We start from the raw sequence: 23736 nt of genomic DNA on the forward strand, positions 1-23736 counted from the left end.
ATTCTTCATCTTGCGAAGAAATGACAGCGGATTGCGGCGCTTGAAGACCATCAGGGCCTCGGCGGGCTGGCGATGGGCTTGCCCTGGCCATTGCTGCGCCAGCTGGTCGAATCGCGATAGCGCGTGACTTCGGCAATATCGCTATCGGCTTCAATCGCTGTCTGGATATTCAGCAGATGTTCGATGTCACGCACCATAATCTCGACCATGATACGATAGAAGTCGGCCTTGCGGTCTGAAAATTCAAGGTCAACGATATTGGCGTGATGTTCACCTATCAGTGTGCAGATGCGCCCAAGCACACCCGCATCATTGGCCATCGTCAGCACAAGGCGGGTTGGATAGATCGGCTTGGGTGAGTCGGCCGGCCAGCGCAAATCCAGCCATTCTTCGGTAAGGTCGTCAAACTCGGCCAGCTTGGCGCAGTCAATCGCATGGATGACCACGCTTTTGCCCGGCACCATGATGCCGACAATCCGTTCACCCGGCACCGGGCCGCAGCAGGGCGCGTTATGGGCAGACTGCCCCGGCTGAAGGCCGATCAGCCGGCCGCTGGCCTCGCTGCCATCGGGCTTTGGCACGTCTTTCAGCAATTCGGGGTAAAGCACGCCAACAAGGTCGGTCGAGCTGGTTTCACCATTGCCCAGCCGCACCAGCAAGTCATCGGCGGATGACAGCAAAAGCTGGCGCGCGGCCGTATCAAGCGCCTTTTCGGTGGCCTTCTTGCCAAGCCGTTCCAGCGCCACGCGGGCAATTTCGCGCCCCAGCTTGATATGCGAGCCGCGATGCTCGTCGCGCAGCGCCCGGCGTATGGCCGATTTGGCGCGCCCGGTCACGACCATATCTTCCCAGCTTGCCTGCGGGGTTTGCCCTTCGCTGCGCAAAATTTCAACCTGCTGGCCGTTGCGCAACCGTGTCCAAAGCGGCATTCGCCGCCCGTCAATGCGCGCACCCACACAGGAATTGCCCAGCCGCGTATGGATGGCATAGGCGAAATCGATCGGCGTGGCGCCCTTGGGCAGTTTGATGACCTCGCCCTTGGGTGAAAAGCAAAACACCTTGTCCTGAAACATTTCGAGCTTGAAATTCTCAAGAAACTCGTCGGGGTTTTCCGGGCCTTCCAGCCGTTCGGTAATGCCGCGCAGCCAGTGGAACGGGTCAACCGCAAAGCGGTTTGTAACCTTCTCGCCGTCTTTATACGACCAATGCGCCGCAACACCGGTTTCGGCCACAACATGCATTTCGCGCGTGCGAATCTGCACCTCGACCCGCTTGCCATCGCGCCCCGACACCGTTGTGTGGATAGACCGATAGCCGTTGGATTTTGGCTGGCTGATATAATCCTTGAACCGCCCCGGCACGGCCTGCCATCGCTGATGCACGGCCCCCAGCGCGATATATACATCGCGCTCGTCGCGGCAGATGATGCGAAAGCCATAGACATCGGAAAGCTGGTTGAAGCCCTGCTTTTTCTCTTCCATCTTGCGCCAAACGGAATAGGGGCGCTTTTCGCGACCGCTCACATAGGCATCGACCCCGGCGGCATCGAGCGCGATGCCGATATCATCGGTGATGCGCGGGATCAGGTCGCCGTTTTCGCTGCGCAACCGCGCAAAGCGCCGCAAGATCGACAGGCGGGCTTCCGGGTTCAGCACCTGAAAGCTCAGATCCTCCAGCTCGTCGCGGATATATTGCATCCCCATACGCCCCGCCAAGGGCGCATAGATATCCATCGTTTCGCGGGCTTTTTTCTGCTGCTTGGCCGGGTCCAGCGCCTTGATCGTGCGCATATTGTGCAGCCGGTCGGCCAGCTTCACCAAAAGCACCCGCAGGTCTTTTGACATGGCCATCAGCAGTTTGCGGAAATTCTCGGCCTGCTCGGTTTCAACCGATGAAAGCTCAAGATTGGTCAGCTTGGTGACACCATCGACAAGCTGCGCCACCTCGTCGCCAAACCGTGCGGCAACATCGTCATAGGTGGCGCGGGTATCTTCGATTGTGTCATGCAGCAACGCGGTGATGATTGTCGCATCATCCAGCCGCACTTCGGTCAGCACGGCGGCCACTTCAACCGGATGCACGAAATACGCCTCACCCGAACGGCGGAACTGCCCCTTGTGGCAGGCCGCGCCATAGGCATAGGCATCACGAATCAGATCAGCATTTGAGTGCGGATTATAGCGGCGAACGAGTTCGACAAGCGATTCAACGTCAATCATTACGCGCCCCAGCCCGGCGCTTAGCTCCGGGGTTGCGCATCCATCAAAGCGCGCAGCAGGTTTTCCTCGGTCATATCATCGCTTTGCGGTGCATCCGGGGTTTCGGCACCCATGCGTTGCGCCATCTGGTCTTCTTCCGGCTCGTCCACCTCAATCTGGTGTTGCAGCGCCTGAATGGCAGATTCGCGCAATTCGCTGGCGCCAAGCGCCTCGTCGGCAATTTCGCGCAGCGCAACAACCGGGTTCTTGTCATTGTCGCGGTCAACCTCGGGCGCGGCACCCGAAGAGAGTTTGCGCGCACGATGGGCGGCAAGCATCACAAGCTCGAACCGGTTGGGAACTTTGTCGATGCAGTCTTCTACGGTAACGCGGGCCATGCGCGGGCTCCTGTGCAGTCTTGGATGAAAGAAAAGGCGTGTTAGCCCGTATTTGCCCGATTGGCAAGGGCTGCGACCGCCCCGCCCTAGAAAATAACGCGAATTTGCGCAATCTCGGCCAATGGCCGCGCATCGCGCAGCGCGCTTGCGCTTTTGTGCAGGACAGGGTGCTGCCAGTCGGGCGCAATTTCTGCAAAGGGCACCAGCACAAAGGCCCGGTCTTGCAGGCGCGGATGCGGAAGAATCAACTGCTCGGGTGCCAAGCGCAATTGCGCCTCCAGCGGCAAGTCTGCCCAGCGGCGCCAGGTCGCCACATCGGGCAAAACCGCATCATCCACCGCCAGCATGTCCAGATCACACAGGCGCGCGCCCCAGCGTTTCAACCGCGCGCGGCCCATTTCCGCCTCGATCCGGTGCAGGGCCGCCAGCTGCGCGGCAGGCGCAAGCGTGGTTTCAACCGCAACAACCGCATTCACATAATCCGGCCCGTTGCCCGCTGGAAATGCCGGGGTTTCATACCAGGAAGATTGCGCGACAATTTTCATATTTTCGGCAGAAAACAGCGCAAGCGCAGTTTCAAGCGTCGCGCGTCGCCCGCCATGTGCCGAATTCATGTTTGCACCAATTGCAATATGAGAATAACGTTGGGTCACGAGGGGTTTGTGCCCTTGTTGCTGCGCTTAAAGCCTATATGTATGCGGCGAACGCCGTATGCCAGACTGATAGTTTATTAGCCGCCACTCGGCACCAGGAATTTTTAGGAGATCTCATGTTTTATCGTGATGAACGCCTTGCCCTTTTCATTGACGGCTCGAACCTTTATGCCGCCGCCAAAGCCTTGGGTTTTGACATTGATTACAAGCTTCTGCGCAGCGAATTCATGCGCCGCGGCAAGCTTTTGCGCGCTTTTTACTACACCGCGCTGTTGGAAAACGAAGAATATTCACCCATCCGCCCGCTGGTCGACTGGCTGAATTACAACGGCTTCAACATGGTCACCAAACCCGCCAAGGAATTCACCGATTCGATGGGCCGGCGCAAGGTGAAGGGCAATATGGATATCGAGCTTGCCGTCGACGCGATGGAGCTTGCCCCCCATGTTGACCATATCGTGATCTTCTCGGGCGATGGCGATTTTCGCCCGCTGGTGGAAAGCCTGCAGCGCCAGGGTGTGCGGGTTTCGGTGGTTTCGACCATTCGCTCCAACCCGCCGATGATCGCCGATGAGCTGCGCCGCCAATGCGATAATTTCATCGAGCTGGACGAGCTGCGCGATGTCATCGGCCGCCCGCCGCGCCCCGAAATGGCGCGCATGGATTCGATGGCCGAGGAAGAGTAGGCACATCGTCGGCTTACAGGCGTTGACCCCGGCGCGTTTTCGCGCTTTTAAGGGGCCAACCATTGGAGCCTGCAATGCCTGACACAGCCGATCTTACCTTGTATCTTGCCGCACCGCGCGGCTTTTGCGCGGGCGTGGATCGGGCCATCAGGATCGTTGAAATGGCGCTTGAAAAATGGGGCGCGCCTGTCTTTGTGCGCCACGAGATCGTGCATAACAAATTCGTCGTCGATGCCCTGCGCGCCAAAGGTGCCGTGTTCGTTGAAGAGCTTGACGAATGCCCGCCCGACCGGCCTGTCATCTTTTCGGCTCACGGTGTGCCTAAATCGGTGCCCGAAGCCGCCCGGGCGCGCGAAATGATCTATGTCGACGCCACCTGCCCGCTTGTCTCCAAGGTGCATATCGAGGCCGAGCGCCATTTCGAGGCCGGGTTGCAACTGGTAATGATCGGCCATGCCGGCCACCCCGAAACCGTGGGCACAATGGGGCAGTTGCCGCCGGGCGAGGTGCTTTTGGTGGAAACCGAAGCCGATGTCGCCACCCTTGCCCCGCGCGATGAATCCCGCCTTGCCTTCATCACGCAAACCACGCTTTCCGTGGATGATACGGCGGGGATCGTGGCCGCCTTGCAGGCGCGTTTTCCGGCCATCATCGGCCCGCATAAGGAAGATATCTGCTATGCGACCACCAACCGGCAGGCGGCTGTAAAGGCGATGGCGCCAGAGATCGATGCGCTTTTGGTCATTGGCGCGCCCAATTCCAGCAATTCGCGCCGCCTGGTCGAGGTCGGCCAAAAGGCTGGCTGCGCCTATGCCCAGCTTGTGCAGCGCGCCACCGATATTGACTGGCGCGCGCTGCAGGGCGCGCGGGCGATTGGCATTACCGCAGGCGCATCGGCACCGGAAGTTTTGGTTAACGAGGTGCTGGACGCCTTTGCTTGCCGTTACAATGTAACCGTCAAACAGGTGCAAACCGCCACCGAAAACGTCGAATTCAAGGTTCCGCGCGTGTTCAGAGAGGCCAGCGCATGAACAGGTTCAGCCGTCTGTTAACGACTTTCCTGCTTGTGCCGCTGCTCTATGGTGCGGCGGGCCGGCTTGGTCTGGTGTCCGGGTCCAAGTTCTGGCCTGACCCGGCGGTCATCCTGCCGCTTTCCGGCGCGGCCTGGCTGGCGGCGATGGGGGGCATCATGCTGGCGGGCAGTGGCAATAATGTGCTGGCCAATCTGGCGGGGTTGGTGCTGGTCTTCTGGGCGATTGGTGCGCAGGTCTCGCCCGATGTGCTGCCGATGCTCGCGCTTGGCACAGCGGTTGGCGCAATCACCATGCTTTTGCTGAACGCACCCGCCGGTTGGGCGCGCAGCAACATGATTCTGTCGCTCATCGCCATAAGCTGTTTGCTGATCGGGCGCTATGTCTGAGCTTGTCGCCTATACCGATGGTGCCTGTTCGGGCAACCCCGGCCCCGGTGGCTGGGGTGTGGTTCTGCAAGCCAAAGACGGTGCCAGGCTGCTGAAGGAACGCGCGCTTTCGGGCGGCGAAGCGCATACAACCAATAACCGCATGGAGCTTCAGGCCGCGATTGCGGCGCTTGGCGCACTGGCAAGACCCAGCAAAATCACCATCGTCACCGACAGCGTTTATGTGAAGGACGGGGTCAGCAAGTGGATTTTCGGCTGGAAGAAGAACGGCTGGAAAACCGCCGCGAAAAAGCCGGTCAAGAATGTCGATTTATGGCAGGCGCTGGATGAGGCCCAGTCCCGCCACACGGTGCTTTGGGAATGGGTGAAGGGCCATGCGGGCCACCCCGAGAACGAGCGCGCCGACGAGCTTGCGCGCGAGGGCATGGCCCCGTTCAAGCCCGAGGCGGCTAACGCATCAGCGCCTTGATGATCAGCGCCACGATCACCGCACCGATGAAGGCCCCAAGCAGCCCGCTGGCAATGCCAAGCCCCACCAGCAGAATGCGCAGAAGAACGCCGCCAATGAGCGCACCGACCACCCCAAGCGCAATGGTCTGCGGCACGCCGAGTTTGAGGTCGAGCAGGCGCGTGGCCATAAACCCGACCCCGGCACCAATTATCACAAGATAGACAAGAACCATTCGCGCCCCCTTCCCACCAAGATAGGCGCGCTTTGCGGCAAATACTACAGGCGGGCTGCGGGAAAGCCGCGCAGAAAGTCATCAGCCGCCATAGCCCCGCGCCCGGCGCGCTGAAGCTCGGTCAGGCGGATCGCGCCGGTTGCGCAGGCAATCGTCAGCCCGTCATCCAGCCGCCTGCCCGCCGCGCCCTGCCCGCTTGCCAGTTCGGCGCGCAGCACCTTTATGCGCTCGCCCAGCAGTTCGAACCAGGCGCCGGGAAAGGGTGACAGCCCGTGGATTTGGTGCAAAACCTCGGGCGCGGGGGCGTTCCAGTTGATACGCGCCTCGGCCTTGTCGATTTTGGCGGCATAGGTCACGCCCTTGGCAGGTTGCGGTTGCGGGGTGAGCGTTTCTATATGCGTCAGGACCTTGACGATTTCTTCACTGCCCAGCGCGGCCAAGGCCGCGTGCAAATCGCCCGAAGTGTGATGCGGTGCAATCTCAAACGTGGCGCGGGCCAGAACCGGGCCGGTATCCAGCCCTGCTTCCATCTGCATGATGCAAATGCCGGTTTGCGCATCGCCCGCCATGATCGCGCGTTGAATGGGGGCCGCCCCGCGCCAGCGCGGCAAAAGCGAGGCGTGGATATTCAAACAGCCAAGGCGCGGCGCATCCAGCACGGCTTGCGGCAGGATCAGCCCATAGGCGACGACCACGGCAATATCGGCATTCAGCGCGGCAAATTCGGCCAGAGCTTCGGTGTTGCGCAACGATTCGGGCGTATATAGCGGAATGCCCAGCGCCCCGGCCCGCGCGGCAACCGGGCTGGGGCGCGGCTTTTTCCCGCGGCCAGCGGGGCGGGGCGGCTGCGAATAGGCGGCCACAACCTCGTGGCCAGCAGCAACAATCGCATCGAGCGCAGCAACCGAAAACGCAGGCGTGCCCATGAATATAACGCGCATCATCGCCCCCGCTTTTGCTGTTTCAGATGCCTGGCAATCAGCATTTTGCGCTTGACCGGGCCAAGCCTGTCAAAAAACATCCGCCCGTTCAAATGGTCTATCTGGTGCTGCGCCGATCTGGCCCAAAGCCCGGAAAGCGCTTTTTCAACCAGCGTGCCATGCTCGTCCAGATAGCGCATCGTCACGCTTTCGGGGCGGCTGAGCTTGGCATAAAGCCCCGGCAGGTTGGGGCTGCCTTCATCATGGTCGTTGAATATGGTCGAGGCTTTGATGATTTCGGGGTTGGCCATGCGCAAGGCTTCGCGCTTGGTGCCCGCATCGACCACGGCAAGGCGCAGCATCACGCCGATTTGCGGTGCCGCAAGCCCCACGCCGGGCCCGCCAACAGGCATGGCATACATGGCCGCCAGCATCTCATCCCAGATGGTGCGGATTTCATCGGTCACTTCGGCCACGGGTTCGGCCATGCTGCGCAGCCGCGCATCGGGCCATTGCAGGAATGGCCTAGTCACGGGCACGGTCGCGTTTGAGCTTTTTCATCTTGCCGGTGATCAGCCCGCGCCGCGCCATCGACAGAAAGTCGATGAACAGCCGCCCGTTCAAATGGTCCAACTCGTGCTGCACACAGGTGGCGGCAAGCCCGTCAAATTCGTCTTCATGGGTTTTGCCATCAATATCCAGATAGCGCATCCGCACCTGCGCGGGGCGGGTGATTTCATCGAATATCTCGGGGATTGACAGGCAGCCTTCCTCATAGGTGTTCATCGCGTCCGAGGCCCAGGTGATTTCGGGGTTGATCAGCACCATCGGCGCGCCGGTTTCCTCCTTGGCGGATACATCCATCACGAACAGGCGTTTCAGCACACCGATTTGCGGCGCGGCAAGGCCAATGCCCGGCGCATCATACATGGTTTCCAGCATGTCATCGGCCAGCTTGCGGATTTCGGCATCGACCGAGTCGATTTCGGCACAGCGTTTTTTCAGCCGCGGGTCGGGGTGGATCAGGATGTTTCTCAAGCTCATGCCAGTCAAATAGGCCAAGGCCTTTGGTCGCACAAGCCCCGGCTTTGCACGCAGACGGGCTGAAATGGCCAAAGCCGGGCAAGCGGCCCTTGTCGCCGCGCCAAAATTCGCTAGCTTGTCGGCGACCACCCCCAAGGACATGACCCTGACCATGACGTTCGACTTTGACACCCCCATTGACCGGCGCAACACACATTCCAGCAAATGGGACCGGATCGAGCAGCTTTACGGCGTGAACCCCGATACCGGCCTGTCGATGTGGACCGCCGATATGGATTATGCCGCCGCCCCCGCCATTACCGAGGCGCTGGCCGCGCGTGTGGCGCATGGCGTGCATGGCTATTTCACCAATGACCGCCCCTATCTGGAGGCGATGCAGGGCTGGATGCAGCGCCGCCATAACTGGCATTTAGAAACCGATTGGGTGATCAACTGCACTGGATTGGTGAACGCCTTTGCGCATTGCGTGCAGGCCTATTCCGAACCGGGTGAAGGTATCATCCAGTTCACGCCCTTCTACCATTCCTTTGCGCCCGTGACCCGCGCCAATGGCCGTGAAATCGTGCAAATTCCCATGCAGAATGAGAGCGGGCGCTATTTGCTCGATATGGACACACTTGAAAGCCGGATGAGCGGGCGCGAGCGTGTTCTGGCATGGTGTTCCCCCCATAACCCCGGCGGGCGAGTCTGGCGCGTTGAGGAATTGCGGCAGGTGGCCGATTTCTGCGTGAAACATGACCTGATTCTGGTCAGCGATGAAATTCACTGCGACCTTGTTTTCCCCGGCCATACGCATACAACCATCAGCAATGCCGCCCCCTATATTGCCGACCGGCTGGTCACGCTGGTTTCGGCCAGCAAGACCTTCAACATTGCCGGGGCCGAATTTGGCAGCGCGGTTATTCCCAACCCAGAATTGCGCCGGAAGTTCAGGGCCGTCTATGCCGCCAACTGCACGCAAACCGCGCTTTATGGCCCCTTGATGGCCGAAGCCGCCTTTCGGCATGGCGATGCCTGGGTCGATGCGGTGGTGCAATATCTGGATGGCAACCGGAAATTGTTTGAAGCCGGTGTCAGCGAATTTGCCGGTGTGCAGGCCATGCAGGTTGAGGCGACCTATCTGTCATGGGTCGATTTTTCGGGCACGGGGATGAGCCAGGACGAAATTCACCGCCGCATCGCCAAGGATGCCGGCATCGCCGCAAGCTCTGGCCCCAGCTTCGGGCCGGGGGGCGAAAACTTCATGCGGTTCAACTTTGCCATGACCCGCGCCAATATCGCCGAGGCAGTGGCGCGCTTGCAGGATGCGTTCAGGGATTTGCAGTAATGGATGGACGGCTTGCAATAATCTTCTGGCTCGCCAGCCTGTTCGGCTTTGAGGATGTGCGCCAATATCCGGTGAACGAGCTGTCATTCTCGGTGGGCGGGCTGCATACCGATGGGCAGTTCATTGGCTCTGAACTGCGCGCCAGCTACTATGACCAAAGGTTCTGGCGCTTCACCACGGTTTGGGATGGCTCCATCACCAATGAGGGCGGGGCGTGGTTCGGCTACGGGCTTTATCAGCAATTCGGCTTTCAGCTTGGCCGTCAGGAAATGTTCCTTGGCCTCAGCTTTGCGCCGGGGCTTTATATACAGGGCGGCGAAATGGATCTCGGTTCGCCGCTGGAATTCCGTTCGGGCTTTGAGGTTGGCACCTATCTTGGCAATGACTGGCGCGTGTCGCTGTCTTACGACCATCGCTCCAACGGCGATCTGGCCAGCTTCAACCCCGGTGTTGAAACCATCGAATTGCGCGTTTCGCGCCCGTTTGGCGCCAGCAGGTGAGCGCGGCACCGCATCGTTCGCCGCCACGCCTTTCAACGCTGGTTGCCATTGCCGGGCTTGCCGCCCTGACAATGAATATTTTCCTGCCCTCGCTGACCTCGATCAGCGATTGGTATGATGCCGATTATGCTTTGGCGCAATTGGCCATTTCCGCCTATATTGCTACAACCGCCGTGCTGCAAATTCTGATCGGTCCGCTTTCCGACCGCTATGGCCGCCGCCCGGTGATTATTGGCGCCTTGGTCATTTTCATTCTGGCCAGCATCGGCTGTTTGCTTGCAACCGACATTTATACGTTTCTGGCCTTCCGGATGATACAGGCAGCCATTGCCACGGGTCTGGTGCTGTCGCGCGCCATCATCCGCGATATTGCAGAACCCGCCAAAGCCGCCAGCATGATCGGCTATGTCACGATGGGCATGTCGCTTGCGCCAATGATCGGCCCGGCGCTTGGCGGCTGGCTTGACCATCTGTTCGGCTGGCAGGCCTCGTTCGCAATATTGCTGGCGGCGGGTGCGGGCGTGCTGGCGCTGGTCTGGGTCGATCTGGGGGAGACGAATTTCCACCGCTCCAGCAGCTTTGCCGCCCAGTTTCGTGCCTATCCGCAGCTGCTGAAATCGCGCATGTTCTGGGGCTATACGGTGACTGCGACCTTCAGCGCCGGGGTGTTCTTTTCCTTTCTGGGCGGGGCGCCCTATGTGGCGGAAACGCTGTTCGGCCTGACCCCGGCCAGCTCGGGCATGTATTTCGCGCTGGTTTCGCTTGGCTATATGGGCGGCAATTTTCTGGCCGGGCGGTTTTCGCAGGCGGTGGGCTTCAACCGGATGATCACGCTGGGTGCGCGCTGTTCTTTTGTTGGCGTGTTGGTGGCGGTGGGCTTGTTCAGCCTGGGCGTGAACCACCCGCTATCGCTGTATCTGCCCATGCTCATCGTGGCAGTGGGCAATGGTATGACCCTGCCCAACGCCAATGCCGGCATGGTTTCGGTGCAGCCGCATCTGGCGGGCTCGGCCTCGGGGCTGGGCGGGGCGATCAATATGGGGGGCGGTGCGATGATGGCGGCAATCACCGGCACGCTCATGGAGCTTGGGGCCGGCATCTGGCCGCTTTTGGGCGCGATGGGTGCCTCGGCACTGCTGGCCCTGCTCGCCGCGGCCCTTGTGCAGCTTTTAGCGCGGCGCGGCTAACCTTCGCAGTTGCAGCAATTCACTTGACAGTGGTGGCGCAAGATTGTTTGTCAAACAAACAGCCTGTCGCAACAAAATAACCAAAGGCCGAATGATGAGCTTCAAGATCCAGCCCGCCGCCCCAGCCCGCCCCAACCGCTGCCAGCTTTTCGGCCCCGGTTCGCGCCCGGCATTGTTTGCAAAAATGGCAGCCAGCGCGGCCGATGTGATCAACCTCGATCTGGAGGATTCGGTTGCACCCGCCGACAAGGACAGCGCGCGCGCCAATGTGATTGCGGCAATCAACGGTGTCGATTGGGGCAACAAGCACCTGTCGGTGCGCATCAACGGGTTGGATACGCCCTATTGGTATCGGGACGTGGTCGAGGTGCTGGAACAGGCAGGCGACCGGCTGGACCAGATCATGATTCCCAAGGTCGGGAATGCGGCGGATATTTACGCGGTCGACGCGCTGGTAAGCGCGATCGAGGCCGCCAAGGGGCGCAGCAAGCCCGTTCAGTTCGAGGTGATCATCGAAACCGCCGCCGGGCTGGTGCATGTGAACGAGATTGCCGCCGCCAGCCCGCGCATGGCCGCGATGAGCCTTGGCGCAGCCGATTACGCGGCCAGCATGGGGATGCAAACCACCGGCATTGGCGGCACGCAGGATAATTACTATATGCTGGCACCGGGCGGCGCGCAGCATTGGGGCGATGCATGGCATTCGGTCAGCGTGGCCATTGTCGCCGCCTGCCGCACGCATGGGTTGTTGCCGGTTGACGGGCCATTTGGCGATTTTTCCGACGATGAGGGCTTTGTGGCGCAGGCCCGCCGCGCGGCAACCCTGGGCATGGTGGGTAAATGGGCGATTCACCCCAGGCAAATTGCGCTGGCCAACGCGGTTTTCACCCCCTCGGCCGCACAGATTGCCGAAGCGCGCGAAATTCTGGCGGCGATGAAGGCCGCCGATGCCACAGGCCAAGGGGCTGCGGTTTACAAGGGGCGGCTGGTCGATCTCGCCTCGATCCGGCAGGCGCAGGTGATTGTGCGCCAGGCCGAAATGCTCGCACGGTGACGCAAATGTTAACCTTGCATTCGTAAACGCAGACTAGTCTGCGCAAAACCGGTCGGGGCAGTTGTGGTAAAGATTGATATGAAGGCAGTGCAACTCCCATCCTATCCATCGCGCCTTGTTTTATGGCTGCTGTTCATTGGCGTCGCAATCAAGGTCGTGGCGCTTATCACGCTGGAGCTTTGGTTGGTCTATTGCTACGGGCAAGCTGGTTCTGGCGCCGAACCGTCCTGGGCTTGCGGGCCAAATGCGCGCGCTGCCGAAGGGTTTTCGCAACTCTTTCGATTGCCGATCATGGCCGCGGCCATTGTTCTGGTCTTGGCGCTGGCCTGGAGCCTGCACCGCATGTTCCGGGCCACCAGGGCGTTCGAAGAGCTTAAGCGCCGGGCCGAAGCCGCCGATCGGGCAAAAACCGAATTTCTGGCCACGGTAACGCATGAATTGCGCACCCCGCTCAACGGCATTCTGGGCCTTGGCGAGGTGCTGCGCACCACCAATCTGAACAAGCGCCAGCTTGAGCTTCTGGCCGTGATGACACGGTCGGGCCGCGGCCTGCTTGAAATGATCAACGACCTGCTGGATGTCGCGCGGATCGAGGCGGGCAAGCTGGAACTTCATCCAGCGCCCACGAATCTGGGCAACATCCTTCAGGAGGTGGACGATGTGTTGCGCCCGGTCGCCACCAACCGCGCTCTGACGCTCGAAATCAACCAGCCCGACCCGCCCCTGCCGCACGTGAATGTCGACAGTCGCGCGCTGCGGCAGGTTCTGGTCAACCTTGTTGGCAATGCCATAAAATTCACCGAAAAGGGCGAAGTTGCCCTGACTTGCGCAGCCACACGGCAGGGCAGGAAACTGGCCGTAAAATTTGTCGTGCGTGACACCGGGCACGGGATTGCACCCGAAAACCTGTCGCGCGTGTTCGAGCGGTTCTTCCAGGAAGTGCGCCCCGAGGGCAACCATTTGAAAGGCACGGGGCTTGGCCTGTCAATCTGCGATGAAATCATTCGCAAGATGGGTGGCAAAATCGAGCTGGTCAGCACATTGGGCACGGGCAGCAGCTTTACCGTGTCGCTTGTGCTGGAAATTGCCGAAGGCAACGCCCAGCCCGCCTTTGGCTTGTAATTCTGTGCGCGCCCCGTCATATGTTGACCAGAAGAATGACTGGGTTGGCAGATGCAGAATTACCTCGACTTTGAAAAAAGCCTTTCCGAAATTGAAGGCAAAGCCGCCGAATTGCGGGCTATGGCCAAGGGCGGCACCAATGCCGATACGATGAGCGAGGCCAAGGCGCTCGATGCCAAGGCCGCCCAGCAGCTCAAGGACATTTATGCCGAACTGACGGCCTGGCAAAAATGCCAGGTGGCCCGCCACCCCGACCGGCCCCATTGCCGCGATTATATCGACGCGCTGTTCACCGAATTCACCCCGCTGGCGGGTGACCGGAATTTTGCCGAAGACCTTGCGGTCATGGGTGGTCTGGCGCGGTTCAACGGCGCGCCGGTCATGGTGATCGGCCATGAAAAGGGCCATGACACCAAAAGCCGCATCACACATAACTTTGGCATGGCGCGGCCCGAAGGCTATCGCAAGGCCATCCGCCTGATGGATTTGGCCGACCGTTTCGGCCTGCCGGTGGTGTTTCTGGTCGATACGCAAGGCGCCTATCCCGGCAAGGGTGCCGAAGAGCGCGGCCAGTCGGAAGCGATTGCGCGCTCCACCGATAAATGCCTGTCGATCAATGTGCCGGTTCTGTCGATCGTGATTGGCGAAGGCGGCTCTGGCGGGGCGGTGGCCTTTGCCGCGGCAGACCAGCTCGCCATGCTGGAACATTCGGTCTATTCGGTGATTTCGCCGGAAGGCTGCGCCTCGATCCTGTGGAAAGATGCGGGCAAGATGCGCGAAGCCGCCGAGGCCCTGCGCCTGACCGCGCAAGACCTGAACCGGCTGGGTATCGCCGATAAGGTCATCCCCGAGCCGGTGGGCGGCGCGCAGCGCGACCGAAAAGCCGCCATCGCCGCGGTTGGCAAAACGCTCGAACAGATGCTCAAGGAAGTCTTGAAGATCGACGCCAGCAAGCGGCGCATGGAGCGGCGCAAAAAATTCATAGCCCTTGGCAATAAAACGCTGGCAGCCTAGGTGTTTGATCCCACGGTTTGATGGTGCGATCCTTTCGAAGGAATGGAAGGAAGCATTATGGGACAAGTTCGTCACGGGAGCGCCACGACAACGCACGCAGTCAGAGCGGCAATACAGCGATCGCAAGCTTCGCTCGCGCAACTGAGCAAGGAATTTGGCATCAAGCCCAAGACTGTCGCAAAGTGGCGGAAGCGAGTGACGGTCGAGGATATGAAGACCGGACCGACGCAACCGCGGTCGACAGTTTTAACCGAAGCCGAGGAAGCGACAATCGTCGCGTTCCGACGCCACACGCTCCTTCCGCTGGACGACTGTCTCTACGCCCTGCAGCCGTCCATCCCGCATTTGACGCGATCAGCCCTGCACCGCTGCCTGCAGCGACATGGCATCTCGCGCCTGCCGGATGTCGAGGGCGATAAGCCCAAACGCCAGAATTTCAAGCGCTACCCCATTGGTTTCTTCCACATTGATATTGCTGAAGTCCAAACGGCTGAGGGAAAGCTCTATCTCTTTGTCGGCATCGACCGCACGAGTAAGTTCGCCGTAACCCAACTCGTTGAAAAGGCAGACAGACGCACTGCCTGGGAGTTCCTGCAGCACATGCTCGAAACCGTGCCCTACCAAGTTCACACCATTCTCACGGACAATGGCATCCAATTCGCCGAGCAGCCCCGGAACCGCAACACCACCTATTCCCGGCCAATGCGCTTCGACATGATCTGTGAGGCCAATGGGATCGAGCACCGACTGACAAAACCGAACCATCCGTGGACCAACGGCCAGGTCGAGCGGATGAACCGCACGATCAAAGACGCAACCGTCAAACGCTTCCATTACGACAACCACGATCAGCTGCGCACGCACCTTGCCGACTTTACAGCGGCTTACAACTTCGCACGCAGGCTGAAGACCCTCGGCGGTCTCACGCCCTACGAATACATCTGCAAAATCTGGACATCAGACCCGGATCGTTTCATCATCGATCCGATCCACCAGATGCCGGGACTGAACACCTAGCGCGGATCGGGCGGCGCGTAGCCCGCTTCGCGCATCAGCGCGTTGGAGCGGGTTTCGACCACGTCTTCAAGCCGCTTCATGAATTCATCAAGCTTGAGCCCGCGCTCGATCATCGGCAGATATTCAACCACCGCCGTGCCCGGGTAACGATAGGGGCTGCGCCGCGCCCAGAACACGCCGGTATTGGTGGCGGCAGGCACGCAATCTTGGCCCATGCGGGTGTAAAGCACGCCTGCGCCCACCTTGTAGGGCTTGTCGGAACCAGGCAAAACCCGTGTGCCTTGCGGGTAAATCACCAATTGCCCAGCATTCTCTTTGTCGCTTTCGACATCGCGCACCAGCTTGCGCACCGCACTGCCTTTTTTGCCCCGCGCCACCGGGGCCGAGCCGATGCGCATTCCATACAGCCCCAAAATCGGCGCATAGCGCAGCTGGCGTTTCATGACAAACTTCACGCGCGGCAGCGCATAGGCGTGCATCATCACATCGAGAAATGACATGTGTTTGGACGCGACGATCACCTCGCCCTGCGGCACCTCGCCCCGGAATTCGACCTTGAGCCCGCATAGAATGCGCAACACCCAGAACACCGTGCGGCAGTAAACCTTGATCGCCCAATAGGCCCCGCCGCGCGAGTAAATTGCCGCAGGCGCGAAAAGAATGCCCATAATGGCCATCAGGACATACATGATCAGGTCGGCCAGCTGCGAGCGCAGAAACAGCATTTCAGGCCTGTTGCGAAAGGTGGCGCATTGCCGCCTGGCGCGTGGCATTGAAGGCCACAAAGGTTGCGATAAACGGGATGGCAAACAGCAGCGCCCAATCCAGCCCGCTAAAACCGATGAGCGACAGGAAAGTTTCATCCGCCGTGGAATCGGCCAGCATTTGCACCGCGATAATGGCGAAAATTGCGCCCAGTACACTGCCGATCAGCGCGCGCATGGTGAAGCGGCGCACAAAGGTCCAGATGATGAACCGGTCACGCGCGCCCACCAGCCGCAAGGTCACAATAACCTGTGCGTTTTGCGCCAGCGCGGCACGCGCGGCCAGCGTGATCATTACGGCAAGTGCGGCCGTGATCAGCACAATCGCGGCAATGGCGAGCATTCGCGCCCGCGCGGTGGTTTTTTGCAAGGGTTCGCGCCAGCGGTCATGATCGTCCCACACGGCATCGGGCGCATCGGCGGCCAGGCGCAGCGCCAGCGCTTCGGTATTCGGGCCGTCGCCCTCCAGCGTAACCGAAATCATCGCCGGCAGTGGCAGCGCATCCATCGGCAGATCATCCCCCAGCCACGGGGCCAGCAAACGGGCCTGGGCGGCATCATCCAGCACCTCGGCGCTGGCAATGCCCGGTGTGGTTTCCAGCACGGCAAGTGTTGCGGCAATTTGCTGTTCGCGGGTTTCGGCCGGGGCGGCAATGCGCACGGTGGCGCTTTTGGCAAGGTCCAGCGACCAGGCATCGGCAAAGCGCGCGCCCGCCAGGGCTGCGGCCAGGGCCGCAACCGCCAGAAAGGTCATTGTGGCGGTGGTGAAAATCGTCGCCCAGGCCGCATTGCCGCGCGGCGGCACGATCTGGTCGACCGAGTAGGCGCCAAAATACCGGGTGAGGATTGCGCGCAGATTCATAGATCGGCCCCCGCTGCCACCAACTGCCCCCTGACCAGCCGCATCACCCGGGTCGTGGTCATGGATTTTGTTGCGCGGATCAGATTCATATCATGGCTGGCAATAATGATCGTCTTGCCCATCTTGTTGAGTTCAACAAGCAAGGTCAGCAAACGGTGGCCCATCTCCCAATCGACATTGCCGGTCGGCTCGTCGGCAATAATGATTTCCGGCGCCATGATCACCGCACGCGCCACGGCAAGGCGCTGACGCTCGCCGCCGGAAAGTTCGGGTGGCAGCGCATCGCCGCGCTTGGTCAGCCCGACCCATGACAGCAAATCATCGACATTCGCGCGGTTTTTATGGATGTTGCGCCCGCCAACCTTCATGGGCAATTCAATATTGGCGCGCACGGTCTGATGGTCGAGAAACTGACAATCCTGATGCACAACGCCGATACGGCGGCGCATTTCGGCCACACGGTCGCGGCTGAGCTTGCTGACATCCTGACCGAAAAGCCTGACCGTGCCGGATGTGGGGCGCAGCGCCAGATAGCAGAGTTTGAGCAGCGTGGTCTTGCCCGCGCCCGAAGGCCCGGTCAGAAAATGAAAGGAGCCCGGCGCCAATTCCTGGGTTATACCGTTCAGTATGGAATTGCGCCCGTAGCTAAAGCCTGCTTGCTCGAAGGTTATCACGCATCGTCTCCTATTGGCAGCGAACATTCCCACGAACGGCTGCCAAGCTCAAGCCCAATGCTCGGTCGTTATAGTTGGAATGTTGCCATTGAGCGGCTAGAAGTTAAGCATCGGCCGATTCGCCGCAAGAAAACAAAAGGAACGGGCTGAATGCTTATCGTTTGCCCCTCGTGTGACGCGCAATATCAGGTGCCAGAAAATGCCATTCCGCCGGAAGGGCGTGAAGTGCAGTGTTCGTCCTGCCAGAATGTCTGGCAACAGGCGCCCGCTTCGGCCGGGGCTGCGGCGTTTCTTGACGGCGATTTGCTGGCTGACCGGCCCGAGGATGACACCGTTCTGCCCGACGCGGACGAGGATGTGCCGATTTGGGACGATACCGATGATGTTGAGACGGTCGAGGCCGTGCTGGATGATGACGCGCCCGAGGACGAGCCCGATGACGAGCCTGAGCCTGAAGACGAGCCTGAGCCTGAAGACGAGCCCGCGCCCGAAATCGGTGCCGAGGCTGAAGACGAGGCGCCAAAATTCGGCAGCGTGAACGCGCCCAAGGCCGAGGCCGCGCCCAGTGTTGAAATTCGTGCCGATCGCGGCACACGGTTGCGCGGCAATGCCGAGGCACCCGCCGCCAAGGCCATGCCTGCCAAACCGGAAAAGACCGGCACAGCGGCTGCAAAGGCCGAAATGTTTCGCGTGCCCCCGCCGCCCCCCGATATCGAGGAAGAAGACCTGCCCGAAGCCCCGGTCTTTTCGGACCCGCCAGAGATTGCAGCCCGGGACGATGCCCCCGAAGCCGAGACCTCGACATTTGACGATATCGCCGCTGCGCGCCGCGAATTCGCCCAAACCCCCGAGCCAACCCCCGAGCCAACTCCCGCGCCAACCCCCGCCGCCGCGCCGGATTTTGAATTGAAACCCGAAGAGGATGCGGACGAAACTGCAGACGCACCTGATGAGGTGGCGGATGAGCCACGGGCGGATACACAAGAAGACGACCCCTTCGCAAGCGCGCCGGATGCTGATGCAGTCGAGGCCGCTGCGGACCTGCCCGAGGACGACATGCAAGCCGCATCGGGTGATGAAGACGCAGAGCCTGACAACGCGCCGGAACTGGCCGCTGACCAAGACAGTGATGCGCCGGATTTCGCGCCCATCCAGGCTGATCCACCGCGTTTCCAGCGCAGTGCGCATCCGCAGTTTGACGATGAAGAACCAAAGCCGCGCCCCTGGGCGGCCGAGCCTGAAGCCGATGATGCAGAAGCCTTTGGTGAGGCTGAAATCGAAAGCGACGATGACGGCTTCAGCTTTGAAGCGAGCGACGCGCCGAAGGACGAGGGAGAGGCCGCGGAAGATGCGGATGCCGATGCCCAAGAGCCGGAAGCGGTGGCTGTCGAGGATGATGACGGCGGCTTTGACTGGGTTGAAGCCGAAGAGCCTTTTGAGCCCGCGCCGGAACCAGAGCCAGAGCCGGAATTTGAAGCCGCGCCCGATTTCGATGATGGCCCGGCGCCGACCTATTTGCCGCCCACAACCGGCCACCCCGAGCCGCCGCAAACCAGCAGTTCGGCCAAGCCAAAGGGCGAAGATGCGCGCGCGACCCGCAAGCTGACAGATGCGATTGCCGAGCTGAAAGCCGTGCAGAAATTCGCACCCAAACCCAAACCTGCCGAACCGGTCGCCCTGGATGAGGCGCGCCGCGCCCGCCATGATGACGAGGCCGAGGATGACGAGGCCAAGGCCAAGGCCGCCGCTGCGGATGAAGAGGCCATGCTCGCCAATATCCGTTCGGAATTGCTGCGCACGAACAACAAGGCCGGGCAGGAAAGCATCGACGAATTGCGTGCCAGCCTGCGCGACGAGAAAGGCGGCCGCCGTGGCAAGACCGCCAAGCCCGCCAAATCCCGCGCGGCCAAGGCCGGCAAGGCCCCTCGCGAAGGCGGTTCGCGCCGCGCTGGCCGTTTGGGGATGGGTGTGGCGGTGCTGCTCTGCGCAGCACTTGCGGTCGTCTATGTCTTCCCGGCTGCGATTGTTTCCGCCCTGCCCGCCAGCGAAGCCGCGGTCAGCGGCATTGTCAGCACGATAGACAGCCTGCGCACCGCCATCGGCGGGCTGTTCTAGAACAGATCGAGCAGCCGTTGCAGATAGTCGCGCTCGCCTTCCGGGCGCAGCCGGTCGGCTGCGCGGCGGCGGATCTCTTCCAGCAATTCGCGCGCGCGCTCTGAAGCGTTCTGGTCGGGCACCGCGGTTTCACCCTGATCGACACCGCCATCATTGCCGACAGGGCGGCCAAGCGGGTCGCGAGCATTGGCGGGGTCATCCTCGCCGTTATTGCCGGCGCGGTCTTGCGCCTCCAACTCGCGAATCCCGCGGCGCAGATTTTCCATTGCTTGCGCCTGTTCATCCAACGCGCCCGAAAGATCGCCCTCACGCAGGCGGTCGCGGGCGTCGGCCATGTTGCGCTCGGCCTCGCGCAGCGCCTCGGCATCGGCACCCTCGTCCTGCAATTGGCGCATGAAATCGCGCAAGGCTTCCTGGCGTTCGGCCAGTTCTTCGCTGGTTGGCGGCGACCCATCCTCGCCTTCGGGGTTTTGGGTCTGGCCATTGCCGCCCTGCCCGTTTTCGCGAAATTCCTCTTGCAAGCGGCGGAAGGCATCGTCGGAAAGTTCCTGCTGCTGGCGCAGCGTATCCTGAACGCCCTCACCGGGCGAGCCCTGGCCGCCCGGCGTTTGCTGCATGGTCATCTGCATGTTTTCCATGAACTGGTTGAGCTGGTCGAGCAGGCGCTGCGCCTCGTCGCGCTGGCCGTTCCGGTTCAACTCTTCAATCCGGTCAAGCAGTTCCTGCAACTGGCTTTGCGACATTGTCGGCCCGTTTTGCTGGTTTTCAGCCTGCTGCTGGTCGCCATTTTGCTGCATTTCGCGGGCCATTTGCTGCAAATACTCGTCAATCGCATCGCGCAGCTCGTCGGTCAGTTCGGCCAGTTCCTGTTCGGTGGCACCGTTTTGCAGGCCTTCGCGCAGCCGCTCTTGGGCGCGGCGCAACCGCGCCTCGGCGCTGGAAAGATCGCCCGCCTCGATCATGACGGCGACATCCCACAGCAGGGCGGCAATCTCGTCACGCTCGGCCAGGCTGAGCCCGTCTTCGGCCATATAGCCCATGCGGCGGATGGCAACGCGCGTAAGCAGATAGCTGCTGGCGCTGGGGAAAAGGCCGGGTTCGGGCGCATAGGAAATGGCGCGCAGCACATCATTGACGCGGCGCAGATTGTCCAGCGACCAGAGCAGATCGCGCCGCTGCTCGATGATGGCGGCGGCAAGCGGGTCAAAGAAGGAACGCGCGGGCAGCACATCGCGGCGCGATAAAATCGCCGACTGGCCTGCACCATCGGTGACTTCGAGCGTAATTACTACGGGCAGATTCGCAAACAGATGCTGGCTGAAATCGGCGGTGAGCATGTCCTTGATATCGGCCCGGTCGCCGCGAAACGGCAGTGGTAGCGCGCCGGTCAGCGGTTCGGGCAAATCGGGCGGCGCAACAAGGCCGAAGCGGCGGTCGACCGCGTCCAGATCAAGGGTGATCCGATAGCTGCCGCCGGTGATGGCATAGTCATCTTGTGCGGTAAACTCCAGCTCCATCGCGCCGTCGCGGCTTTTGGCGATTGCGGCGTCCGATTGCAGCTGCGGCGGGCTATCAGCGCGCGCGGTGATCCGCCAATCCCCCATCACATCGCCGCTTTCACGCAGGGTTATGCGGCCCGATTGCACGATGGGAAAGCTCAGATCATAAACATCGGGCGCCAGCACCAGGTTTTGCCCGCTGGCCCCGTCTTCCAGCGCAAAATCGCCAACGCCGTAAAGCCGTAGCGTAAATTCGGACCCGATCGGCAGTTCCAGCGATGCATCGGCCAGGTTTTCGGGCGAAAGATACATGACCGGCAGGCCGGTATAGGCAGGCGGGCGGGCCCAGGCCTCGAAGCTTGCAGCAGGCACGGCGGCAAGGGCCGTGCCATTGGGGCCGCCATTTTGCACCCGCGCGCCGGGCAGGTTGCTGAAAACCAGCGCCACGCCCAATGCGGTGGCGGCCAGCAGGCGCAGGCCGTTCGGGTCGCGTTCGCGCAGGTTCACGGCAGGCGCCGGCACGCGTGCGCGTGCGGCGGCTTGGCGCATCGCGGCGGTATGGGCCAGCCACAGGTTCTTGCTGACAGTGTCATCGCCCAGATATGCGGGCCGGTCGAGCAGGGCCGATAGCGGGCGGCCGGGCAAAGCGGAATCGAGCCGCAGAATCGCATCGATCCGGCTGGGAGGTTTGAGGCGGCGCACACCGATACCGCCCAGATACAACGCCAGAACCAGCAGGGCAGCGGCGATGTAAACCCAATAGTTTTGTGGCACAAACTGCTCTAGCCGCAGCAAAAGCGCGGCAGTTCCAAGCGCGACAAGGCTGGCCAGAGGCCAGAACGCCATGATCAGCGTTTCCGCCCAAAGCGTGAGCCGTGACAAAAACAGCCGCCCGGCATAGGGGGCGAGCGGCGCAAAATCGGGTTTGCGCGGTGCGGTCTTGGGGGGAGTCAGGCCAGCCATAGTGGGATGCTATCCCGATTGATAATCTCTTCCAAGCTCGGACGTGCCCGAACCACGGCAAATTGATCGCCCTGCACCAGAACTTCGGGAATCATCGGGCGGGTATTGTATTCGCTGGCCATGACAGCGCCGTAAGCCCCCGCCGTGCGAAAAGCGACAAGGTCGCCTGCTGCAAGCGGTGGCATGGCGCGTTGGCGCGCGAAAGTATCGCCGGTTTCACATACCGGGCCGACAATATCTATGGGCCGGGTTTCGACCCCCGCTTCGGGTTCCACCACCGGAATGATCTCGTGATAGGCGTCATACATGGCCGGGCGCAGCAAATCGTTCATGGCGGCATCGAGAATCAGAAAATTTCGCCCCTCGCCCTGTTTGACATAGGTGACACCCGCAACCAGCAGCCCGGCATTGCCCGCAATCAGACGGCCCGGCTCGATCTCGATCTCGCAGCCCAAATGGCCAAGCGTGCGGCGCACGACCGCGCCATAGTCCAGTGGCAGGGGCGGCAGGCTGTTGGAGCGTTCATAAGGAATGCCCAGCCCGCCGCCAAGGTCGAGCCGGCGAATATCATGGCCATCGGCGCGCAGCAGTTCGCAAAGCTCGGCAACCTTGGTGAAAGCCGCCTCATAGGGGGCAAGCTCGGTAAGCTGGCTGCCGATATGCACATCGATGCCCACAACCTTTACACCTTCAAGCGCCGCGGCCTGTGCATAGGCTTCACGCGCGCGGGCAATGGGAATGCCGAATTTGTTCTCGGATTTTCCGGTGGCGATCTTGGCGTGGGTTTTCGCGTCTACATCCGGGTTTACGCGAATGGTGATCGGGGCGCACAGGCCCATTTCGCGCGCAACCGCATCAAGCGCCAGCAGTTCCGGCTCGCTTTCCACGTTGAACTGGCGCACGCCGCCCGCAAGCGCCATGCGCATTTCATCGGCGGTTTTGCCGACACCGGAAAATACAATGCGTTCCCCCGGCACGCCCGCGGCAATTGCGCGCGCATATTCCCCGCCCGAAACCACATCCATACCCGCGCCCAGATTCGCCATCAGCCGTAGCACGGCCTGGTTGGAATTGGCTTTCATCGCATAGCAGATGAGGTGGTCCATCCCGGCCAGTGCTTCCTGAAACACCTGATAATGGCGGGTGAGCGTGGCGCTGGAATAGACATAGAACGGTGTGCCAACGGCGCGCGCGATATCGGCAATGGCGACGCGTTCAGCGCAGAGCGCACCGGATTGGTATTGGAAATGGTCCATGAACAGTCCGATGCTTAGTTGAGCGGGCGGGCGCGCAGATACAGATACAGCGGCAGCCCGCTGGAAAGCCCAACATAAAAGGCCACGGGTATGGCCACAAGCGGAAGATAGTCGCGCCGCGCCGGTGCCTCGATCAGCGCCCAGACCGTCAGCACCAGACTGGACAGCAGCATGTTGAGCATCAGCCCGCGCGTGGCCATATTGGCCCCCCAGGCGGTGAAAAGGCCGCCAAGGCTGAAGCCGTTGGCCTGCATATGCCCAAACATGAAATACAAAGGCCCGACAGCGCCAACAAGCGCCAGAACCAGAAATACCGTTCGCGTATGTGCCATGTCGCCCCCAGCCTGAAAAGCCGGACCTAGCGCGACCGCGCAGATCGT

Annotated in this window: 25 protein-coding genes; 12 read left to right on the forward strand and 13 right to left on the reverse strand. The window is 61.2% G+C overall.

What is annotated here, in order from left to right:
- Positions 1-50 precede the first annotated feature (50 nt).
- From LGT41_RS00540 to folK, 3 genes are all read right to left on the reverse strand, one after another.
- A complete protein-coding gene (locus LGT41_RS00540; protein WP_274128047.1) occupies positions 51-2219 on the reverse strand; it encodes a RelA/SpoT family protein in 2169 nt (722 codons plus the stop codon).
- A 20-nt stretch (positions 2220-2239) separates the two neighbouring features.
- Positions 2240-2596, reverse strand: coding sequence for a DNA-directed RNA polymerase subunit omega (rpoZ, locus tag LGT41_RS00545; RefSeq protein WP_274128048.1), 357 nt, complete (start codon positions 2594-2596; stop codon positions 2240-2242).
- Positions 2597-2682: 86 nt separating this feature from the next.
- On the reverse strand, positions 2683-3249 hold the full coding sequence (folK, locus tag LGT41_RS00550; protein ID WP_274128049.1) for a 2-amino-4-hydroxy-6-hydroxymethyldihydropteridine diphosphokinase: 567 nt from the start codon (positions 3247-3249) through the stop codon (positions 2683-2685).
- 116 nt (positions 3250-3365) lie between these two features.
- Between folK and LGT41_RS00555 the strand changes: the two genes are divergently transcribed.
- The 4 genes from LGT41_RS00555 (at position 3366) to rnhA (ending at position 5824) form a co-directional block, all read left to right on the forward strand.
- On the forward strand, positions 3366-3935 hold the full coding sequence (locus LGT41_RS00555) for a LabA-like NYN domain-containing protein (protein ID WP_274128050.1): 570 nt from the start codon (positions 3366-3368) through the stop codon (positions 3933-3935).
- Between the two features lie 74 nt (positions 3936-4009).
- Positions 4010-4966: a 4-hydroxy-3-methylbut-2-enyl diphosphate reductase gene (gene ispH, locus LGT41_RS00560; protein ID WP_274128051.1), complete on the forward strand. Its 957-nt coding sequence runs from the start codon at positions 4010-4012 to the stop codon at positions 4964-4966.
- Positions 4963-5355, forward strand: a complete 393-nt coding sequence (locus LGT41_RS00565; RefSeq protein WP_274128052.1) for a hypothetical protein — start codon at positions 4963-4965, stop codon at positions 5353-5355. The genes ispH and LGT41_RS00565 overlap by 4 nt, the downstream gene beginning before the upstream one ends.
- Entirely contained in the window at positions 5348-5824 is a 477-nt protein-coding gene (gene rnhA / locus LGT41_RS00570; protein ID WP_274128053.1) for a ribonuclease HI, read from the forward strand. The genes LGT41_RS00565 and rnhA overlap by 8 nt, the downstream gene beginning before the upstream one ends.
- Here rnhA and LGT41_RS00575 read toward each other — a convergent pair.
- The 4 genes from LGT41_RS00575 to def (LGT41_RS00590) are packed head-to-tail and all read right to left on the reverse strand — an operon-like array spanning position 5805 to position 8002.
- Entirely contained in the window at positions 5805-6038 is a 234-nt protein-coding gene (locus LGT41_RS00575) for a GlsB/YeaQ/YmgE family stress response membrane protein (RefSeq protein ID WP_274128054.1), read from the reverse strand. The genes rnhA and LGT41_RS00575 overlap by 20 nt on opposite strands.
- Before the next feature lie 44 nt (positions 6039-6082).
- Complete coding sequence (gene fmt / locus LGT41_RS00580) at positions 6083-6979, reverse strand: methionyl-tRNA formyltransferase (RefSeq protein ID WP_274129613.1); 897 nt, start codon at positions 6977-6979, stop codon at positions 6083-6085.
- Positions 6979-7491: a peptide deformylase gene (gene def, locus LGT41_RS00585; protein ID WP_274128055.1), complete on the reverse strand. Its 513-nt coding sequence runs from the start codon at positions 7489-7491 to the stop codon at positions 6979-6981. The genes fmt and def (LGT41_RS00585) overlap by 1 nt, the downstream gene beginning before the upstream one ends.
- On the reverse strand, positions 7484-8002 hold the full coding sequence (gene def / locus LGT41_RS00590; RefSeq protein ID WP_274128056.1) for a peptide deformylase: 519 nt from the start codon (positions 8000-8002) through the stop codon (positions 7484-7486). Before def (LGT41_RS00590) ends, def (LGT41_RS00585) begins: the two co-directional genes overlap by 8 nt.
- A 151-nt stretch (positions 8003-8153) precedes the next feature.
- Between def (LGT41_RS00590) and LGT41_RS00595 the strand changes: the two genes are divergently transcribed.
- The 7 genes from LGT41_RS00595 to LGT41_RS00625 all read left to right on the forward strand — a co-directional run bounded on the left by LGT41_RS00595 (position 8154) and on the right by LGT41_RS00625 (position 15223).
- Positions 8154-9329 carry a MalY/PatB family protein gene (locus tag LGT41_RS00595; protein WP_274129614.1) on the forward strand — a complete coding sequence of 392 codons (1176 nt, stop codon included), beginning with the start codon at positions 8154-8156 and terminating at the stop codon, positions 9327-9329.
- On the forward strand, positions 9329-9829 hold the full coding sequence (locus LGT41_RS00600) for an acyloxyacyl hydrolase (RefSeq protein ID WP_274128057.1): 501 nt from the start codon (positions 9329-9331) through the stop codon (positions 9827-9829). Before LGT41_RS00595 ends, LGT41_RS00600 begins: the two co-directional genes overlap by 1 nt.
- On the forward strand, positions 9826-11016 hold the full coding sequence (locus tag LGT41_RS00605; protein ID WP_274128058.1) for a multidrug effflux MFS transporter: 1191 nt from the start codon (positions 9826-9828) through the stop codon (positions 11014-11016). The genes LGT41_RS00600 and LGT41_RS00605 overlap by 4 nt, the downstream gene beginning before the upstream one ends.
- A gap of 94 nt (positions 11017-11110) precedes the next feature.
- Positions 11111-12070 (forward strand): L-malyl-CoA/beta-methylmalyl-CoA lyase, encoded by a 960-nt coding sequence (locus LGT41_RS00610; RefSeq protein WP_274129615.1) that lies wholly within the window; start codon positions 11111-11113, stop codon positions 12068-12070.
- Between the two features lie 63 nt (positions 12071-12133).
- Complete coding sequence (locus LGT41_RS00615; RefSeq protein ID WP_274128059.1) at positions 12134-13192, forward strand: sensor histidine kinase; 1059 nt, start codon at positions 12134-12136, stop codon at positions 13190-13192.
- A gap of 51 nt (positions 13193-13243) precedes the next feature.
- On the forward strand, positions 13244-14206 hold the full coding sequence (locus tag LGT41_RS00620; protein WP_274128060.1) for an acetyl-CoA carboxylase carboxyltransferase subunit alpha: 963 nt from the start codon (positions 13244-13246) through the stop codon (positions 14204-14206).
- 57 nt (positions 14207-14263) lie between these two features.
- The gene (locus LGT41_RS00625; RefSeq protein ID WP_274128061.1) at positions 14264-15223 is read left to right on the forward strand and encodes an IS481 family transposase; all 960 of its coding nucleotides are present in this window, start codon (positions 14264-14266) and stop codon (positions 15221-15223) included.
- Here LGT41_RS00625 and LGT41_RS00630 read toward each other — a convergent pair.
- Genes LGT41_RS00630 through LGT41_RS00640 form a run of 3 tightly spaced genes read right to left on the reverse strand, consistent with a single transcriptional unit; the run spans position 15220 to position 17523 of the window.
- The gene (locus LGT41_RS00630; RefSeq protein WP_274128062.1) at positions 15220-15948 is read right to left on the reverse strand and encodes a lysophospholipid acyltransferase family protein; all 729 of its coding nucleotides are present in this window, start codon (positions 15946-15948) and stop codon (positions 15220-15222) included. The genes LGT41_RS00625 and LGT41_RS00630 overlap by 4 nt on opposite strands.
- 1 nt (position 15949) lies before the next feature.
- Positions 15950-16849 (reverse strand): cell division protein FtsX, encoded by a 900-nt coding sequence (locus tag LGT41_RS00635; RefSeq protein WP_274128063.1) that lies wholly within the window; start codon positions 16847-16849, stop codon positions 15950-15952.
- Positions 16846-17523 (reverse strand): cell division ATP-binding protein FtsE, encoded by a 678-nt coding sequence (locus tag LGT41_RS00640; protein WP_274128064.1) that lies wholly within the window; start codon positions 17521-17523, stop codon positions 16846-16848. The genes LGT41_RS00635 and LGT41_RS00640 overlap by 4 nt, the downstream gene beginning before the upstream one ends.
- A gap of 150 nt (positions 17524-17673) precedes the next feature.
- Here LGT41_RS00640 and LGT41_RS00645 point away from each other — a divergent pair, with 150 nt between their 5' ends.
- Positions 17674-19638 carry a zinc-ribbon domain-containing protein gene (locus LGT41_RS00645; RefSeq protein WP_274128065.1) on the forward strand — a complete coding sequence of 655 codons (1965 nt, stop codon included), beginning with the start codon at positions 17674-17676 and terminating at the stop codon, positions 19636-19638.
- Here the strand turns inward: LGT41_RS00645 and LGT41_RS00650 are convergent.
- Genes LGT41_RS00650 through LGT41_RS00660 form a run of 3 tightly spaced genes read right to left on the reverse strand, consistent with a single transcriptional unit; the run spans position 19635 to position 23688 of the window.
- Complete coding sequence (locus tag LGT41_RS00650; RefSeq protein ID WP_274128066.1) at positions 19635-22100, reverse strand: DUF4175 domain-containing protein; 2466 nt, start codon at positions 22098-22100, stop codon at positions 19635-19637. The genes LGT41_RS00645 and LGT41_RS00650 overlap by 4 nt on opposite strands.
- On the reverse strand, positions 22088-23356 hold the full coding sequence (gene lysA / locus LGT41_RS00655; RefSeq protein ID WP_274128067.1) for a diaminopimelate decarboxylase: 1269 nt from the start codon (positions 23354-23356) through the stop codon (positions 22088-22090). Before lysA ends, LGT41_RS00650 begins: the two co-directional genes overlap by 13 nt.
- A gap of 14 nt (positions 23357-23370) precedes the next feature.
- Positions 23371-23688 carry a DUF2834 domain-containing protein gene (locus tag LGT41_RS00660; protein ID WP_274128068.1) on the reverse strand — a complete coding sequence of 106 codons (318 nt, stop codon included), beginning with the start codon at positions 23686-23688 and terminating at the stop codon, positions 23371-23373.
- Between the last annotated feature and the right edge of the window lie 48 nt (positions 23689-23736).

This window comes from Abyssibius alkaniclasticus (assembly GCF_020447305.1).
In the GTDB taxonomy this organism is placed as follows: Bacteria; Pseudomonadota; Alphaproteobacteria; order Rhodobacterales; family Rhodobacteraceae; genus Abyssibius; species Abyssibius alkaniclasticus.

What these genes read in the sequence shown, in the direction of transcription:
- fmt (WP_274129613.1), bottom strand. Translation starts at nt 6,979, where the DNA reads ATGCGCGTTATATTCATGGGCACGCCTGCGTTTTCGGTTGCTGCGCTC.
- LGT41_RS00540 (WP_274128047.1), bottom strand. Translation starts at nt 2,219, where the DNA reads ATGATTGACGTTGAATCGCTTGTCGAACTCGTTCGCCGCTATAATCCG.
- LGT41_RS00555 (WP_274128050.1), top strand. Translation starts at nt 3,366, where the DNA reads ATGTTTTATCGTGATGAACGCCTTGCCCTTTTCATTGACGGCTCGAAC.
- def (WP_274128056.1), bottom strand. Translation starts at nt 8,002, where the DNA reads ATGAGCTTGAGAAACATCCTGATCCACCCCGACCCGCGGCTGAAAAAA.
- lysA (WP_274128067.1), bottom strand. Translation starts at nt 23,356, where the DNA reads ATGGACCATTTCCAATACCAATCCGGTGCGCTCTGCGCTGAACGCGTC.
- LGT41_RS00620 (WP_274128060.1), top strand. Translation starts at nt 13,244, where the DNA reads ATGCAGAATTACCTCGACTTTGAAAAAAGCCTTTCCGAAATTGAAGGC.
- LGT41_RS00650 (WP_274128066.1), bottom strand. Translation starts at nt 22,100, where the DNA reads ATGGCTGGCCTGACTCCCCCCAAGACCGCACCGCGCAAACCCGATTTT.
- LGT41_RS00660 (WP_274128068.1), bottom strand. Translation starts at nt 23,688, where the DNA reads ATGGCACATACGCGAACGGTATTTCTGGTTCTGGCGCTTGTTGGCGCT.
- LGT41_RS00595 (WP_274129614.1), top strand. Translation starts at nt 8,154, where the DNA reads ATGACGTTCGACTTTGACACCCCCATTGACCGGCGCAACACACATTCC.
- LGT41_RS00630 (WP_274128062.1), bottom strand. Translation starts at nt 15,948, where the DNA reads ATGCTGTTTCTGCGCTCGCAGCTGGCCGACCTGATCATGTATGTCCTG.
- LGT41_RS00635 (WP_274128063.1), bottom strand. Translation starts at nt 16,849, where the DNA reads ATGAATCTGCGCGCAATCCTCACCCGGTATTTTGGCGCCTACTCGGTC.
- LGT41_RS00565 (WP_274128052.1), top strand. Translation starts at nt 4,963, where the DNA reads ATGAACAGGTTCAGCCGTCTGTTAACGACTTTCCTGCTTGTGCCGCTG.
- LGT41_RS00645 (WP_274128065.1), top strand. Translation starts at nt 17,674, where the DNA reads ATGCTTATCGTTTGCCCCTCGTGTGACGCGCAATATCAGGTGCCAGAA.
- LGT41_RS00625 (WP_274128061.1), top strand. Translation starts at nt 14,264, where the DNA reads ATGGGACAAGTTCGTCACGGGAGCGCCACGACAACGCACGCAGTCAGA.
- LGT41_RS00600 (WP_274128057.1), top strand. Translation starts at nt 9,329, where the DNA reads ATGGATGGACGGCTTGCAATAATCTTCTGGCTCGCCAGCCTGTTCGGC.
- rnhA (WP_274128053.1), top strand. Translation starts at nt 5,348, where the DNA reads ATGTCTGAGCTTGTCGCCTATACCGATGGTGCCTGTTCGGGCAACCCC.
- LGT41_RS00575 (WP_274128054.1), bottom strand. Translation starts at nt 6,038, where the DNA reads ATGGTTCTTGTCTATCTTGTGATAATTGGTGCCGGGGTCGGGTTTATG.
- rpoZ (WP_274128048.1), bottom strand. Translation starts at nt 2,596, where the DNA reads ATGGCCCGCGTTACCGTAGAAGACTGCATCGACAAAGTTCCCAACCGG.
- ispH (WP_274128051.1), top strand. Translation starts at nt 4,010, where the DNA reads ATGCCTGACACAGCCGATCTTACCTTGTATCTTGCCGCACCGCGCGGC.
- LGT41_RS00610 (WP_274129615.1), top strand. Translation starts at nt 11,111, where the DNA reads ATGAGCTTCAAGATCCAGCCCGCCGCCCCAGCCCGCCCCAACCGCTGC.